Below are 16,308 nucleotides of genomic sequence, written 5' to 3' on the forward strand. Positions count from 1 at the left end.
CGTTCAAATGACCCCACTGCAGTTACGCAGCCACTCTGATATGTGAGGTCATTATGTTTCTGATAATCGCTTTTTTGGGCGGGATGATTAGCCTGCTCAGCCCCTGTACGCTCCCGGTTATTCCGCTGCTGTTTGCGGGATTCCAGGGACAGCGCCGTCAGATCCTGGCGCTCCTCTCCGGTATGATCGTGATGTTTACCCTGGTGGCGATGGTCGTCACGGTTGCCAGCGACAGCATTGCGCAGGCAACCGTGATAGGGCGCGGGGTTGCTCTCGTTATTCTTGCGGTGGCGGCCCTGGCGCTGATCTTTCCGCAGTTTGCTCAACGCATTGCCGGGCCTGCGGTTGCCGCAGGAAATGTATTAAACGCCCGCAGTGGACAGACGCGCGGCGTGCTTTCCGCTTTCCTCGGCGGGCTGGCGGTAGGGCTGCTCTGGTCACCCTGTGCCGGACCGATCCTTGGCGCGATTTTTAGCATCAACATTGCTGGCCATTCGGCTATCGCAACCGGCGCGCTGCTCGCCACATACGGCAGCGGTTGTGCCGTGATGCTGGGCCTGCTTGCCGTGGGCGGACGCCGGCTGATGGCGCCTTTACGGGCAAAATCGGCCCTTATGGAGCGGCTGCGTCATGGGGCGGGCGTCATGATGCTGGTCGCCGTGGTATTCAACGCCACCGGAATGACCTCAGCGTTGCAAGGGGCTAACGGGCTTGCCGATCGGCTCGAGAATACGCTCTTAACGCTGGTTAAACCCGCCAGCACCGGGGTGAAACTGCAGCCTGTAGTGCAAACGACGACGACCAGCCAGTTACCGTCTCTGGACGGCGGAACCGGTTGGGTAAATGGTGACCCTGTCACTTCTGGATCACTACGAGGCAAGGTGGTCCTGATCGATTTCTGGACCTGGGACTGCATTAACTGTCAGCATACGCTGCCGCATGTGCGTGACTGGGCGAATAAATACCAGTCGCAGGGCCTGGTCGTCATCGGTGTCCATACGCCAGAATACCCGTGGGAAAAACCGCTTTCATCCGTTAAAAACGCGGTGAATAAATGGCAATTGCCGTACCGGGTAGTGGCGGATAATAACTATAAAATCTGGACCGCGTTCGGCAATCAGTACTGGCCCGCTCACTATTACTTCGATGCGAAAGGCCAGCTGCGTTACACCGTTTTTGGCGAGGGGGATTATGAAAAACAGGAGCAGGTTATTCAGCAGCTGCTGAAAGAAGCCCGCTCCTGATCGTCGCCTCAGGGTACGCGTTTGGCGACAATAAACAGTCGTGGAAAGGCCAGCAGTATCTGCCCGTTTTCCTGGAGAGGATACTGCGCTTCCAGCATCTGATGGTAGCGTTTGAGGTAGTTTTTCTGCTCACTCTCGTTGAGATCCTGCAACCACGGGCGTAAACCCGTAGCACTGACCCAGTCAATAATCGCCTGATGTGAACCCATTTTGTGGAAATAGGTGGTCCGCCAGATATCCACCTCGCAGCCTGCCTCCGTCAGAATATCGTAATAGGCGTGAACGCCCGGCAGCGGTTCCCGACCACGGTCCGGGTAGCCTTGTTCGCTGGCCACGTCACGCATGGCGACGTGGGTTGGTTCGAGCCAGTTATCCGGCATCTGGATCGCCAGCACACCGTTTAAGCGCAGCAGGGAAACCAGATGCGGCAGCAAATCGTAATGGTTGGGTATCCACTGCAGCGAGGCGTTGGCGTAAATCAGGCTAAGCGGTTCCTGCGGCCTGTACTGGCGGATATCCGCCTCTACGAAGCGGCAGTCGGGCAGGGCAGATCGTGCTTCCTCCAGCATCGCCGGAGAATTATCCACCCCGGTAATGTCGGCATCAGGCCAGCGCTGGCGAAGCAACGCGGTACTGTTTCCGGGGCCGCAACCCAAATCGACAATCGAGGCGACATCATCAAGCTGAACGCGGGCGAGCAGTTCTGCGGCGGGTCGTGTGCGTTCTTCACCATATTGCAGGTAAAGAGAGGGATTCCAGTCGGCCATTTTTTACATCTCCGTCATGCATGGTTCAGCAAGAATAGCACAGGCAGCCACCTGCACGGCGGCAGGCAGCTGTTAAGACACAAGCCTATAAAATGCCTTTCAGCGCAACGTGATACAGCAGCATGATGGTTTTACCGTCGACGATCAGACCCTTTTCAATGCCCTTTAACGCCTCGTCGAGCGTAAGCTCCAGCACCTCGATATCTTCGCCTTCAGCCTTGATCCCGCCTCCGGCGCTGGCCCGATCCTGGGGGTGATATTCCGCGAGGAAGAAATAGAGTTTTTCCGTGACCGAGCCAGGGCTCATGTAGGCCTCGAACACTTTTTCCACGCGCGATACCCGAAAACCGGTCTCTTCCTCGGCTTCCGCCTTAATACGACTTTCAGGATCCAGGTTATCGAGAAGCCCGGCAGCGGCCTCAATGAGATCGCCCGCGTGACCATTGATAAATACCGGAAATCGGAACTGGCGCGTCAAGATGACCGTCTTTTTGTCGCGGTTGTAGAGCAAAATCGTCGCCCCGTTTCCCCGGTCGTAAACCTCACGTGTCTGACGCTGCCACTCCCCATCGTGGCGCTGGCGGTCGAACGTGTATTTTTTCAGGCTGTACCAGTTATTGGACAATATTTCGTCCGCAATAATGCGTATATCTGCACGTTGCAAGGGCATGTTTGCTTCTCCTTAGGATGAGAAGCTATAATAAGCAGCAATAACGTGCGTTATCAAGATAAAACATGCAACTTCAGGATCTGATTATGCTGACCAGCCAGCGAAAGCAATTCATTATCGACATACTCCACGCCGACGGACAGGTGCAATCGAAGGCGTTAAGCCTTCATTTTGGCGTTTCGGAGGATACCATCCGCCGCGATTTACGTGAGCTTGCGGCAGAAGGGCGTTTGCAGCGCGTTCACGGCGGGGCGCTGCCGGCATCATCCGCGACGGCACCTTTTGCCGAACGCCAGACTTTAAAGGTGGATGCCAAGAAAAACGTAGCCCGCTGCGGCGCGCAGCTGATTTCGCCAGGTCAGGTTGTGATTATCGACGGAGGAACCACGACGTCCGAGCTGATCACCTTTCTGCCGCAGGATTTGAACATTACCGTTGTGACGCACAGCCCGGGCATTGCGCTGGGCCTTATCAATCATCCATACATCGAGGTGATTTTGATTGGAGGTCGGCTCTACAAACACTCCATTGTGACGGTCGGCGCGGCGGCAGTGGAGGGCATTGAAAAGATCCAGGCCGACCTGTTCTTTATGGGCGTCACGGGCATCCATCCGGAAGCCGGGCTGACAACCGGTGATTATGAAGAAGCCTCTATCAAACGCGCTTTCTCAGGCAGAGCAGCAGAGACGGTCGTGCTCGCTTCGCCGGAAAAAATCAACGCGGCATCATCTTTTGTTATCGGCGGCCTGTCGCTCGCCAATACGGTTGTGGTTGAAGCGAATACCGATCGCGCGTGGATAAATGCCATCGAAGAAAAGGGCGTTTCAGCCGTTAAGGCCGCGTGACCGCTAAACCAGGTTTCGTTATCCCTTAGAAGGGATATCATTTGATTTATCCCCTATAGGGGATAATACTGTGCTTATCCCCCATAGGGGATAAACTCACGGTGAGAGCGAGACACGATGAAAGCACCCATGATATACAGCCCGACGCAGCTGGCGAACGCCATGAGGCTGGTTCGCCAAAAAAACAACTGGACCCAGAGTGAGCTGGCAAAAAAGATAGGCATTAAGCAGGCGACGATTTCCAATTTTGAAAATGCCCCGGACAATACCACGCTAGCGACGTTTTTTAAGATACTCCAGTCGCTTGAGATGAGCGTGTCTTTGCACGAAGCAGACCATGCGGTTGCCGATAATCCACAGGAGCTGGACTGGTAATGCCGACATTAGTGACATGGATGAATAACGAACGCGTCGGTGAACTGACGAAATTGCCAACCGGTGCACATACGTACAGGTATGACAAAAGGTGGCTATCTAGCCCGTACGCCCGGCCTTTGTCGTTATCTCTGCCGCTGCAAACCGGTAATATCACCTCTGATGCCGTTTTTAACTTCTTTGATAACCTCCTGCCGGACAGTCCTGTCGTCAGGGATCGCATCGTGAAACGCTATCAGGCGAAATCTAAACAACCTTTTGATTTACTGGCAGAAATAGGTCGCGACAGCGTGGGCGCCGTGACGTTACTGCCGCCAGAAGAAGCGAGCCTGAATCCGGTCATGGCCTGGGAAACGCTCAGCGAGCAGAAGCTGGAAGCAATACTCTCGGCCTATAAATCCGATATTCCACTGGGGATGATTGATGACGAAAATGATTTTCGCATTTCCGTCGCCGGCGCCCAGGAAAAGACGGCGTTATTAAAAAAGGGAGATGACTGGTGCATCCCGAAAGGCACGATGCCAACGACCCATATCATTAAGTTGCCGATCGGCGAAATCAGGCAGCCTAACGCTACGCTGGATTTACGCGACAGCGTCGATAACGAATATTTCTGCCTCAAGTTCGCAAACGCACTGGGTTTTAAGGTGCCGAAAGCGGAAATCATCAACGCGGGCAGGGTGCGCGCGCTTGCCGTGGAACGCTTCGACAGGCGCTGGAATGCAGACCGCACCGTGTTACTGCGGCTGCCTCAGGAAGATATGTGTCAGACATTCGGACTGCCTTCCTCGTTAAAGTACGAATCCGACGGTGGCCCCGGCATTGCGCAAATCATGTCATTTTTACTCGGCTCTAGCGCTGCACTGAAAGATCGCCACAACTTTATGAAGTTCCAGGTGTTTCAGTGGCTGTTGGGCGCAACCGACGGCCATGCTAAAAATTTCTCGGTATTTATACAGGCGGGCGGAAGTTATCGGCTGACGCCATTCTATGACATCATCTCGGCATTCCCGGTACTCGGTGGCGCCGGTATTCACATCAGCGATTTGAAACTGGCAATGGGCCTGACGGCATCCAGGGGCCGAAAAAATGCCATCGATAAAATTCATCCGCGCCATTTTATGGCAACTGCAAAAGCGGTGAAGTTCCCGGAGGATCGGATGAGAGAGATTATGCAGTCGTTCGCAGATCACGTCCCGCTGGCGCTTAACGAGGTTATGGATTCGCTGCCGGAGGGTTTTTCCGACAAGGTGGCGACGTCGATAACATCCAACGTGCGCCGGTTGCATGCGCGTTTATGTAAAGAGGTTGGAAAGTGAGCGGTCTGGGTGATGCGATGAAGGTGGGCAATGACGTTGTAGAATTACTGGTTTTGATGTGATGGTATGTTAGTGCGCATAATGTATATTATGTTAAATTGTATAATTAGTAGCGACCCCAGCTAATGACTGGATGCCCTGTCTCTCCATATAAACCGCTATGGAAGTTTGAGGACAACACCTGCCCCTGGATTTGCGATGCCTGAAAGCTTAGAGATAACTGCCTTTGGCATTTTCAGTGAATCTCTGTCCACGCATAAAAATGGGGCCTCAGGGGCCCCACGCTGTTTACGGTGAACGACTTATCAAATTATTCAGGCAGTGCGTAAACCACCACCTGGTCGCCAACCTGATCCTTCAGAATGGTATTGCCGCCGGCAACGAAAGCCACATACTGCCGACCCTTATACTCATACACCGACGGGTTGGCAACCGCTGGTGCCTCGACCTGATCGGACCACAACTCTTCGCCGGTCTCTACCGAGTAGGCGCGCACTTTGGCGTCCATTGAGGCGCCAATGAAAATTACGCCGCCCGCGGTCACAGCCGGGCCACCGATGGTAGGAGAACCCCAACTTTCCGGCATAAAGAAGCCATACTGCTGCGATGCACCTATCGGACGACGCCATTTAACATCCCCCGTATGCATATCCAGCGCCACGATTTCACCAAACGGTGGCTGCCAGCATGGCATGCCCAGCCAGTTGTTCGCGACCATCAGGCGCAGGCCGTAAGGTGCCCCTTCCTGTGGTGCAAAACCACTCTCATTGCCGGCGCTTTTATCCGCTTTGTCGTAGTCTTCGCGGCTATACAGCTTCACATACTGAACAATATGGGAGGTGTTAACGATAGCAATTTGTTTATGCGGGTCAAACGCCACGCCACCCCATTGAACACCACCCGCACTGTCCGGATAGGTCAGTGCGCCCTCGCCTTTCGTTGTTGGCGGCGTGTACATACCTTCATAGGTCAAGTTATCCCAAAGGCGGCTACATTGCCCGGCACCGACAACATCTGCCAGTTTCCAGATGGCTGGTTTTTTCGACTGGTCCAGCAGCGGCGCAGGTTTGGTGGGGAACGGCTGCGTAGGCGAAAGAACTTCCCCCTTCACCGAACCATCACCCTGCGGTACCGGGCGTTCTTCGATAGGCCAGACGTCTTCCCCCGTCAGACGGTTAACCACAAACAAAAAGCCCTGCTTGGTTGCCTGAACCAGTGCCGGGATCTGTTTGCCGTTGACGGTGATATCCATCAGCGTTGGCGCAGAGTTAATATCGTAATCCCACACATCGTGGTGCACCCATTGACGCGACCAGACCACTTTGCCTGTATTGATGTCCAGCGCGGTGGTCGACGTGCCGAGGGGAATAGCGTCGACACGATTACCGCCCCAGTAGTTAGGTGATGGAGATGAGACCGGAAGGTAGACCAGCCCGTTCGCCTCGTCGGCAGACATATGTGTCCAGACGTTGGCCGTTCCGGTGCGTTTGCGGATGTCAGCGGGGATCGCTTCGAAAGACCATTCCCGCTTGCCGGTCTGAGCGTTGAATGAAAATACGGTGCCTGGAGGTGCTTCAGCATACGCCCAGTCCTTGCCGGCCCAGCCTACAAGCAGATGATTACCGACCACCGTTGGTGGCTGAAGAATGGACAGCGGATATTTGGCGTTCTCCGTGTTCCACTGATTGATATCCAGCACGCCATTGTCCGCAAAGCCGCTGCATGGTTTGCCTGAATCGGCATCCAGCGCAAAGAGCTTGCCATCAACGGTGCCCATATAAACGATTTTCTGACAGGCTTCTCCGGCGACCGGCTGCTTTGCCTGCCAGTAAGAGACACCGCGGTTTTTCAGTACCGGCTGAGTGAGCGCTTTTCGAGAAGATTTCGTGTCATAATGCCACTTCTCTTTGCCCGTCCCCGGATCCAGCGCTATCAGGCGATCGAAAGGGGTACCAATGTAAATGGTCTGATTGGCAAAAATTGGCGTCGCTGACCAGACGGTAGCAGGCGTCTCCCCTTTCCCATCCGACACGTCACCGGTATGAAACTCCCACACCTTGGTTAATTTGTTAACGTTCTCCGCCGTGATCTGTTTCAACGGGCTGTATTTCTGCGCGTTGAGTTGCCCGTGAAAGCTATCCCAGATGGCCTCAGAAGGTACCAGCGGCGTGGCCGGTTGGCTGGCTGAAGCGACATTCTGCCCCACGCTTTTGCCGGTAGAAGCCTCATTCGTGGTTTTGGTGGTTCCCTGTTTTTGCTGATCGGCGGCGTCGACGTTGAGCTCTTCCTGAGTCCCCTGTGAGGCCTCAGCGGCTTTATCCTGCGCCTGTGTTAGCGGTGTGACCAGCAATGCGAGTGTTGTCATGCTGACTTTTAATAACGGGTAGTGTTTATTGTTATGCACGGGTGGCTCCTCAGGCGCTGACGCGTTGATTGTGACGGGCGGAATTGCTGCAAAGCGCAATCAGACCAATCAGGCCGACCACCATGGCTGCGGTGATGATGTACTGGTGCAGTAGCGCGGCGGCGAAACCAATACCAAACAGCATCACAAGAGTGACAATGATCAGGAAAATGCGTGCACCGCGACGGGTGGCGGCACGTAACAGTAAGGTCAGTATCGCCAGTACGGCGCTGGCGATGACGACGCCCAGTGCCCCGATGGTACCGGTGACGCCCGTAAGCGGCGTTAACCAGGCGTATAACGCCACCGCGAAACTGATTACCGCAGCCAGTAGCAGCAATATGCTCCCGACCCGGGAAGAGTGAGAATGCAACATACCAGGAAATCCCCTTAAAAAAATGAATCATCAACTCAACGTGTTTTGTGAGCATGTGCGACTGTTATTCGCGCAGGCGAAGGCCAAGAAATCAATGCGATGTGAAGAACAGCGGCAAAATTCACTAAACGTAACTGAGTATAGAAGAGGATATTTTTTGTGGGCGAGACAGATGCCAACGTAGCACGTGTTGCTTACAATTCGGGGCGGTGTTGTACCAGCCCCTTCCCTGTTCATCACGACACCGCCCGACAGACTTCCCGCACCTTCTCCCGTAACCACCGGTGGCCCGGATCATTTTCCATTTTAGGGTGCCACATTTGCGAAACCGTTATGACCCGGGCAGTAAACGGTAATTCGAAAATATGCAGTTTGTCGGTCATCTGCTGGTTCAGCAGATACAGTGCGGGCACCATCGCGATGAGACTGGATTCAAGCGCCACCGATAATGCAGTCGGAAAACCGGGGACAACGCTGGCGACTTTACGTTTAAGGCCCAACTCCGCCAGCGCTTCGTCGACAAAACCGTTGAGTGAGCCGTCGGGCGCTGCAACCACATGTCCCCAGGAAATAAAGGCATTCACGTCTATCTTTGGCAATGAAACCAGCGGATGTGCTTTGCGAACCGCGCCGACAAAACGATCCTGGAACAGTCGCTGAATGCGGATCTCTGGCCCCATGTTGCTTTGTACACCGATTTCCAGATCAACCAGGCCTTCACGCAAATAGCGCGAGGTTTTCTCCGGTTTCGGCGCAAATCGCAAACAGACGTCAGGCGCCGCTTTTGCGACGGATGCAATCAGCGCGGGTCCAAACGCGACCACAAAGCCATCGTTCGCTCTGATGGTGAAAAGCCGCGCAAGTTCTTCCACCTTCAGCGTGTCGGCGGACGGCTGAAGCACCGCCCTCGCCTCGTGCACCGCATTTCTGGCACGCTCTCTGGCGCCTTCAGCCCAGGGCGTCAGGACCATATTGCGGCCTGCGCGAACCAGAATCGGATCGCCCGTCACGTCACGCAGCCTGCTCAACGTGCGGCTCATGGCCGATGTACTGAGGTTTAAACGCCGTGCTGCGCCGGCCACGCTGGCTTCGGTGAGCAGTACATCAAGCGCAACAAGCAAATTAAAATCGGGGTCCGCCATACAAGCCTCGTGAGAAAGTGATAAGGCGTTTCATGCAACGATTAAGTGCAAACGCTGCGCCTTCCGCCCGTTATATCCCATGTTTATAGTTTCGTCATCAAAACCTGACTGCAGGAGTAAACACCATGATGCTCTTTTCACATCAGCCCGGCGATGAGGGGCTGCCAGGTCACGAGCGCGCGCGGGTGATGGCCGCCGTTATGACGACGACGCTAATGGGCGTATTTGATGGCACCATGATCAACATTGCGCTGCCCTCAATGGCGAACGCGCTGCACGTCTCCGCCAGCGTCGCCGTCTGGTTCGCCAACGCTTATCTGCTGGCGGCAGCGATGATGCTTGCCATTTTCGCAGCGCTCGCGACTCGCGTGGGATTTCGACCCGTGTTTCTGTCCGGCCTTGCAGCATTTACGCTGGCTTCGCTAGGCTGTGCGCTGGCAAGTTCCGCGGAGCTGCTGATTGGTATGCGGGTGATACAGGGCATTGCCGGTGCCGCCACGTTAAGCATCGCCCCGGCGATCCTGCGCTCCGTCTTTCCGGGACGACTGCTGGGGCGCGTGCTCGGCCTGCACGCCCTGCTCATCGCCTCAAGTACCGCCATCGCGCCCGTGCTCGGCGGTGTGATACTGCACGCCCTGAGCTGGCAATGGCTGTTCGCGATCAACGTTATTCCGGGCACCGTCGCGCTGTGGCTGGCCTGCAACGCGTTGCCTCGCCAGAAAGCTGTCGATAAAACCCCGTTTGACGTGCCCGGTGCCCTGCTCTCGGCGATGTTTTTAGGTACCACGGTGATGACGGCCAACAGTTTTTCCGGCTTACAGGTCTTCAACACGGATGTTTTGAGTTGGGCAAGCGTCGCCCTCGTAAGCGCCGTAGCGTTTACCCGGCACAGCCGTCGCACACGGGATCCGCTGTTGCCGCCGGTAATCTTCCAGAACGCACGCTTTACGTTGGCCGCCCTGACCTCTTTGGCCTCTTTTGTCAGTCAGGGGGCAACCTTTATTGCGCTGCCGTTCCTCTTTCAAAACGTCTATGGCTTTAGTCCCGTTGTCGCGGCGCTGCTGTTCACTCCATGGCCGATAGGGATCGTCTTGATCGCACCCCATGCAGGCCGCTGGGCAGATACTTTCTCTGCGCCGGTGATATCGACCCTGGGTCTGATGATTTTTGTGGTGGGATTAGTTCTGCTGGCCATGCTGCCCGCCTCTCCCTCGACGTGGGATATCTGCCTGCGTAACCTGGTGTGCGGTGTAGGGTTTGGCTGTTTCCAGAGTCCTAACAACCGGGAAATGCTCTCGAATGTAGCCCGGGAATATGCCAGCTATGCGTCCGGGGTATTAGCCATCGTCAGGACCTTTGGGCAGTGTCTTGGGGCCGCCACGGCTGGCGTAGTGTTGACGATGATAACAACCGCCTCCCGGCCAGGGCTGGATGTCCAGGCGGTTCATCTGTCGCTGTGGATTGCCGTTGCGGCATCAGCAGCGTCGGTCGCGTTTAGCCTGAGCAGGCTGCGCAAACCCGTGCGGGCGGGTGCATCGGAACAGGAGCAGCGGTGAGGCTGCTCCCTTCACACCTTACTCCAGTGCCAGGAGAGCAAAGCTGGCAAGCCAGTGCCCGCCGCTATAATGACTCCCCACCACATGCTCAACGCTGGCGGCCAGATGCTGTTCAACCGCCTTGCTTAGCGCCGGTTGCGCTACATGGTTTTCCGGCAGCGCGTTGGCGATATGCTTCATGCACCAGGCGCGGCTGAGGTTTAGCCCGTCGAGGTGAGCAATTTTCGGATCGGTACGGTCGCTGACCTGTGCCGGTTCCATGAGCGCCGTAATCGATCCGACGTTCGGCAGGAATGTGTCGAACCAGGCCGGGAAGTGTTCGGCCACTTTGCTCATCAGCAGCGCTTCGGTGAGCGCACCGGAAATATACTCATCACCGCCCGGCTCGTAATGTGCCGGATAGTGCGTGTCGCGGGCATAGAAACGGTTTGCCGCCGCCAGGATAGACTCTTCCAGCGCGCTATCCTGCACCGCGCGGGCATAATCCAGCGCCAGCGCCAGGGCGAATGCCGTGTTGTAGTGCGTCCCGACGCGGATCGGGTACGTTAACTTGCTGAGGTAATCCACCAGCCTGTCGCGAATATCCTGAGTTAACGGCTCAAGGGTTTGATACCAGCGTTGCGCCTGTGGCAATGCGGACTGTTTCAGTTCCTGAGCCAGCGCCAGTAGCCAGCCGTAGCCGTAAGGGCGCTCAAAGGAGGCGCGGAACGGTGCGTTGAAATAAGCCAACTCCTGCGCCACGTTCTCAGCTTTAATGTGTTCTTCAAACAGCGCGACGATCGCCTCCCGGCACGGCAGATCCGGATAAAGACGAACGCAGCGCAGCAGGAGCCAGTAGCCGTGTACCGCCGAATGCCAGTCGAAACAGCCGTAAAATACAGGGTGCAGCACGCGAGGCGGTAATACATCCCCGTCATCATTAAGCAGGTGCATAATGTGGTTCGGGTATTCCTGGCGCAAATAGGTTAAAGGCATACGGGCAAAAGCGTCCGCCTGATGTTGCGTTAATTCCATAACAGCTCCTTAGCGAAACACGAGGAAATACATTAAGAACACGTTCACCACCAGCAGGGTTAACGCGGTCGGGATCTGGATCTTAATGACCTGATATTTGTCCTTCAGCTCCAGCAGCGCGGCAGGAACGATATTGAAGTTCGCGGCCATCGGCGTCATCAGGGTGCCGCAGTAACCGGCGTACATCCCGATAGCCAGCAGTGGTGCCGGGTTGCCATGATGAACGTTAATCAGGAAAGGCAAGGCGATCCCGGCGCTCAGCACAGGGAAGGCCGCAAACGCGTTACCCATAATCATGGTGAATAACGCCATGCCGATGCAGTAGATCACCACCAGCATGAAGCGGTTATCCGGATCGACAAACAGGCTGACAACCTTCTGTACCGACTCCCCGGTATCCGCAACCACAAACACCCCACCCAGCATGGCCAGCATTTGCGGCAGGATCACCGCCCAGCCGATGGTATCCACCAGGCGACGTGACTGACGGATAGCGTGCAGCGGCGTCCCCTTCGTCAGCCACCAGCCCGTCAGGATCGCCGCAACGCACGCGACGCACAGCGCGGCCAGCGTAAGCTGTTTCTGATCGAGAAGATAAACGCCGCCAATGGACACGCCTTTAAGGAACAGCGTCCCGATAACCGTCACCACGGGGATCATCAGCGCAGGCAGGAACAGCCAGTTTTTCAGCCGGTTTGAGGAGGCAACGCGCTCCTCATCGGTCGACATTTTATAGTGTCCTTTGCCAACCAGCCCAAAGCCGGCCAGCAGGGCGATAACGATAACGCCGCCGCCAATGATCCGGTACGCCAGGGATTTACCCAGCTCCTGCACCATCAGATCGCCAAACAGGAAAATCCCGCCGAACAGGAACCAGAACAGCGCCGTGGTAAAGCGTTTAGGGTTGGCGCGATCCCGCAGGGTCATAATGACCAGCAGCATAACGACAAAGCCAATCAGGTAGTAAACGCGGTTAATGGTGATTAACGTCATCATGGTGCGATCTCCTGCGTACCCTGCTCTGCTCGCCAGGCCATGACGTCGCGACGGATGCTGGCATCCAGGCGCAGCAGACGCGTCATATGAATGATCAGCGCCGCAATGGCGGTGGGAATGGCCCACAGGCCGATGTGAAGCGGCTCAATCCCTTCAATGCCGTTCTCTTTCAGGAACGCGTCAATCAGCAGCACCGCCCCGAAAGCAATAAAGATATCTTCACCGAAGAAGACGGCAATATTGTCGCACGCGGCGGCATGGGCTTTGATTTTGTCGCGAATATGCTGCGGGAGTTCGCCGTATTCATTAAGCGCAGCCCCTTCCGCCATGGGTGCCAGCAGCGGACGCACGGTCTGTGCATGACCGCCAAGGGACATCAGCCCCAGGGCCGCCGTACCTTCACGCGCCACAAAGTAGAGCATCAGAATACGCGCCGAGGTCGCGCTGGCAATTTTTGCGACCCAGGCCTGGGCCCGCTCTTTCAGCCCGTAGTACTCCAGAAGACCAATCACAGGCAGGATCAGAATGAAGGTGGCGAGCGAACGGCTGTTAACGAACTTCTCGCCAAAGGTCTCCAGCAGCATGCCGAGATCCATGCCGACCAGCAAACCCGTCGCCAGCCCTGCGACCACGACAACCAGCAGCGGGTTGAAGCGCAGTGCAAAACCAATAACCACCACCGGTATCCCGATAAGCGGCAACAGTGTAGAACCGTCCATAAACGTTTACCCTATCCAAAGTGAGCGTTGCGCGCCGGCGGCGATTTTTTTAATACTTCGCATCAGGGCGAAGTGGCTGCTTTGCGGCGAGCGATGTTGTGTTTTGCGTCAGGCTCCACAGAACCTGGACTAAAAAGCTATATCTGAAGCGCAAAAACATGTAAACAATTTATCAATAAAATGTTCTTATTTTATCGATGAGTTTACATTTCCGGGCGGATTATACGCGCCCATAAGGATCGTTATGACCGCAAAAAAAAGTGCGACCTCCGCGAACAGCGATGACATTACCGATGGCCGTATCGTGTCTTCCCGCCATCTGGTTTCTGAGCGCTGCGCGGAGCTGTCGGAGCTGGAATACGCGCTGATCATGACCAGCAACGCGTTTAACAAATGGATGGTGCGCTGTATGACCGCAGCCGGAGAGCCGGATATGGGGGCCTTTGACGTGTCGCTTCTGCATCACGTCAATCACCGTGACCGTAAAAAGAAGCTGGCCGATATCTGCTTCGTGCTGAACGTGGAAGATACCCATGTCGTGACCTATGCCCTGAAGAAGCTGGTCAAAGCGGGCTATGTCACCAGTGAGAAAGCCGGCAAAGAGCTTTATTTTTCGACGACAGAAGAAGGTAAGGCGCTGTGCATGAAGTATCGCGATGTGCGGGAAGCCTGCCTGATCAACATTCAGGCGGAAAGCGGTATTGCGGGGGCGTCTATCGGGGAGACCGCGCAGCTGCTGCGCACGATCTCCTCGTTGTATGACACCGCCGCCCGGGCGGCGGCATCACTGTGACTCAGGGACGTCTGAAAAGGGTGATACTGCGTCCCGGCAATTCATAATCAACGGCCGTGGTAAAGACCTCCCCGGTGGTCACGTCTTCAGCCGTTGATAATTCCAGGACCCAACCCCCTGTACCAAACTGCGGGATCTGGAACGGCACGACGCCCTCGAAAGGATTAAAGAGCATCAGGATATCGTGCCAGATGCCCTCCTCCTGCTGAAGGTCGGGCCGGCTGATCGCCATCCCCAGCGTGGCCCCTTCGTCCCACTGCTCAGACTGCTGCGGCCCGCCGCCGGCGTTGAACCAGCGGATCTCCAGCCCGTCGCGCCAGCTCTCGCGGCGCAGCAGGGGTTGCGCCGCCCGAAGCGCGATCAACCTTTGGGTAAATTCGCGCAGCGCAACGTCGTTTTCAGACATGCCGTTCCAGTCAATCCATGAGATCTCGCTGTCCTGGCAGTAGCCGTTATTGTTGCCTTTCTGGGTGCGCCCGAACTCATCGCCCGCCAGCAGCATCGGCGTGCCGTGAGAAAACATCAGCGTGGTAAGGAAATTGCGTTTCTGCCGCTCGCGGGTAGCGATAATGTTCGGATCTTCGGTTGGTCCTTCCTCGCCATAATTACAGGAGCGGTTATCGTTATGGCCATCGTTGTTCTCTTCCCCGTTATCGGCGTTATGTTTCTCGTTAAACGAAACCAGATCGTTTAGCGTGAAGCCATCATGGGCGGTGATGAAGTTGACGCTCGCCCACGGGCGACGCCCGCGCAGATCGTACAGGTCACCGGAGCCGAGCAGCCGCGCGGCAAAATCGGTCGAGACATTATCCCCCTTCCAGTATTCGCGAACGGTATCGCGATACTTATCGTTCCACTCGCCCCAGCCGGGCGGGAAGCCTCCCACCTGATAGCCGCCCGGGCCGATATCCCAGGGTTCGCCAATCAGTTTCAGCCGGGATAACACGGGGTCCTGCGACATCGCATCAAAAAAGCCGCCGCGCGGATCAAATCCTTCCGGTTCACGCCCCAGAATGGTACCGAGGTCAAAGCGGAAACCGTCTATATGCATTGATTCTGCCCAGTAGCGCAGGGAATCCATCACCATCTGCAGCACGCGTGGATGTGATGTATTTACCGTATTCCCGGTGCCGGTGTCGTTAATGTAATAGCGATGCTGATCCGGTAACGTGCGGTAATAGCAGAAGTTGTCGATGCCTTTGAACGACAGCGTTGGCCCCAGCTCATTGCCCTCTGCGGTGTGGTTATAGACCACATCGAGGATCACTTCGATGCCCGCGTCGTGGTACGCGCGCACCATATCCCGGAATCCCTGAATCCCCGCCGGGCCGTAATAACGCGACGCCGGGGCAAAAAAGCCCAGCGTGTTATACCCCCAGAAGTTCTTCAGCCCCCGGTCAAGCAAGTGCTGATCGTCCGGGAACCAGTGAACCGGCAGCAGTTCCACCGAGGTGATGCCCAGACTTTTAATGTAATCAACCGAGGCTTTATGCCCCATTCCCTCAAAGGTGCCGCGCAGCTCGGGCGGAATCGCCGGGTTTAGCTGCGTAAAGCCCTTAACGTGGCTCTCATAGACCACGGTATTGGGCCACGGAATGTCTGGCCGGTTGTTATCCTGCCAGTCAAAGGCATTGGGATCGACGACCTTACATTTTGGCGTAAACGGAGCGCTGTCACGGGTGTCAAAGCTCAGGTCTTTCTCTTCGTGACCCAGCTCGTAGCCAAAATGGGCGTCGTTCCAGTCGATGTTCCCGACCAGTTCGCGGGCATAAGGATCGACAAGCAGCTTGTGCGGATTAAAGCGATGACCATTCTCCGGATCGTAAGGCCCGTAAACGCGATAGCCATAAAGCGCACCTGGCTGCAGGTCGGGCACATAGCCATGCCAGACTTCGTGGGTATACTCCGGCATCTCAAGCCGAGCGATTTCCGTTTTACCGGAAGGATCGAACAGGCACAGTTCCACCCGCTCCGCATGGGCGGAGAAGAGCGCGAAGTTCACCCCACTGCCATCATAATTAGCGCCCAGTTGCTGGCCGTGACCAGACCGAATTTCAAACTTACTGTCCTTAGGCATTTTTATTTCTC

Annotated in this window: 15 protein-coding genes; 6 read left to right on the forward strand and 9 right to left on the reverse strand. The window is 55.9% G+C overall.

All coding sequences use genetic code 11. The features are described from left to right. The first annotated feature begins 53 nt into the window (after positions 1-53). Complete coding sequence (locus FFS28_RS02025) at positions 54-1,244, forward strand: cytochrome c biogenesis protein/redoxin (protein ID WP_137848618.1); 1,191 nt, start codon at positions 54-56, stop codon at positions 1,242-1,244. An 8-nt stretch (positions 1,245-1,252) separates the two neighbouring features. Here the strand turns inward: FFS28_RS02025 and tam are convergent, their stop codons facing one another. Together tam and FFS28_RS02035 are read right to left on the reverse strand one after the other, a co-directional pair. Next, positions 1,253-2,011: a trans-aconitate 2-methyltransferase gene (tam, locus tag FFS28_RS02030; RefSeq protein WP_137848619.1), complete on the reverse strand. Its 759-nt coding sequence runs from the start codon at positions 2,009-2,011 to the stop codon at positions 1,253-1,255. 85 nt (positions 2,012-2,096) lie between these two features. Continuing rightward, a complete protein-coding gene (locus tag FFS28_RS02035; RefSeq protein WP_006175284.1) occupies positions 2,097-2,681 on the reverse strand; it encodes an NUDIX hydrolase in 585 nt (194 codons plus the stop codon). Between the two features lie 86 nt (positions 2,682-2,767). Between FFS28_RS02035 and FFS28_RS02040 the strand changes: the two genes are divergently transcribed. The 3 genes from FFS28_RS02040 (at position 2,768) to FFS28_RS02050 (ending at position 5,220) form a co-directional block, all read left to right on the forward strand. Further along, complete coding sequence (locus tag FFS28_RS02040; protein WP_137848893.1) at positions 2,768-3,526, forward strand: DeoR/GlpR family DNA-binding transcription regulator; 759 nt, start codon at positions 2,768-2,770, stop codon at positions 3,524-3,526. A gap of 117 nt (positions 3,527-3,643) precedes the next feature. After that, positions 3,644-3,901, forward strand: a complete 258-nt coding sequence (gene hipB / locus FFS28_RS02045) for a type II toxin-antitoxin system antitoxin HipB (protein ID WP_101737717.1) — start codon at positions 3,644-3,646, stop codon at positions 3,899-3,901. Further along, complete coding sequence (locus FFS28_RS02050) at positions 3,901-5,220, forward strand: type II toxin-antitoxin system HipA family toxin (protein ID WP_137848620.1); 1,320 nt, start codon at positions 3,901-3,903, stop codon at positions 5,218-5,220. Before hipB ends, FFS28_RS02050 begins: the two co-directional genes overlap by 1 nt. A gap of 310 nt (positions 5,221-5,530) precedes the next feature. Here the strand turns inward: FFS28_RS02050 and FFS28_RS02055 are convergent, their stop codons facing one another. From FFS28_RS02055 to FFS28_RS02065, 3 genes are all read right to left on the reverse strand, one after another. Then, positions 5,531-7,624: a pyrroloquinoline quinone-dependent dehydrogenase gene (locus tag FFS28_RS02055; RefSeq protein WP_102890873.1), complete on the reverse strand. Its 2,094-nt coding sequence runs from the start codon at positions 7,622-7,624 to the stop codon at positions 5,531-5,533. A gap of 10 nt (positions 7,625-7,634) precedes the next feature. After that, on the reverse strand, positions 7,635-8,000 hold the full coding sequence (locus FFS28_RS02060; RefSeq protein ID WP_137848621.1) for a hypothetical protein: 366 nt from the start codon (positions 7,998-8,000) through the stop codon (positions 7,635-7,637). A 236-nt stretch (positions 8,001-8,236) separates the two neighbouring features. Further along, positions 8,237-9,142 (reverse strand): LysR family transcriptional regulator, encoded by a 906-nt coding sequence (locus FFS28_RS02065; protein ID WP_137848622.1) that lies wholly within the window; start codon positions 9,140-9,142, stop codon positions 8,237-8,239. A 125-nt stretch (positions 9,143-9,267) separates the two neighbouring features. On the opposite strand from FFS28_RS02065, the gene FFS28_RS02070 reads away from it, so the two are divergent. Beyond that, positions 9,268-10,698, forward strand: coding sequence for an MFS transporter (locus FFS28_RS02070; protein ID WP_137848623.1), 1,431 nt, complete (start codon positions 9,268-9,270; stop codon positions 10,696-10,698). A gap of 18 nt (positions 10,699-10,716) precedes the next feature. Here FFS28_RS02070 and FFS28_RS02075 read toward each other — a convergent pair whose 3' ends face one another. Genes FFS28_RS02075 through FFS28_RS02085 form a run of 3 tightly spaced genes read right to left on the reverse strand, consistent with a single transcriptional unit; the run spans position 10,717 to position 13,427 of the window. Next, positions 10,717-11,712 carry a DUF2891 domain-containing protein gene (locus FFS28_RS02075; protein ID WP_137848624.1) on the reverse strand — a complete coding sequence of 332 codons (996 nt, stop codon included), beginning with the start codon at positions 11,710-11,712 and terminating at the stop codon, positions 10,717-10,719. A gap of 9 nt (positions 11,713-11,721) precedes the next feature. Then, positions 11,722-12,708: a DUF979 domain-containing protein gene (locus FFS28_RS02080; protein ID WP_006175307.1), complete on the reverse strand. Its 987-nt coding sequence runs from the start codon at positions 12,706-12,708 to the stop codon at positions 11,722-11,724. Beyond that, positions 12,705-13,427, reverse strand: coding sequence for a DUF969 domain-containing protein (locus FFS28_RS02085; RefSeq protein WP_006175309.1), 723 nt, complete (start codon positions 13,425-13,427; stop codon positions 12,705-12,707). Before FFS28_RS02085 ends, FFS28_RS02080 begins: the two co-directional genes overlap by 4 nt. Before the next feature lie 244 nt (positions 13,428-13,671). Between FFS28_RS02085 and FFS28_RS02090 the strand changes: the two genes are divergently transcribed. Continuing rightward, positions 13,672-14,220, forward strand: coding sequence for a winged helix DNA-binding protein (locus tag FFS28_RS02090; protein WP_006175310.1), 549 nt, complete (start codon positions 13,672-13,674; stop codon positions 14,218-14,220). Between the two features lies 1 nt (position 14,221). On the opposite strand, the gene glgX is transcribed toward FFS28_RS02090, so the two are convergent. Then, positions 14,222-16,297 (reverse strand): glycogen debranching protein GlgX, encoded by a 2,076-nt coding sequence (gene glgX / locus FFS28_RS02095; protein WP_137848625.1) that lies wholly within the window; start codon positions 16,295-16,297, stop codon positions 14,222-14,224. Positions 16,298-16,308: the final 11 nt, after the last annotated feature.

This window comes from Enterobacter sp. 2VL (assembly GCF_005503595.1).
GTDB lineage: Bacteria > Pseudomonadota > Gammaproteobacteria > Enterobacterales > Enterobacteriaceae > Enterobacter > Enterobacter cancerogenus.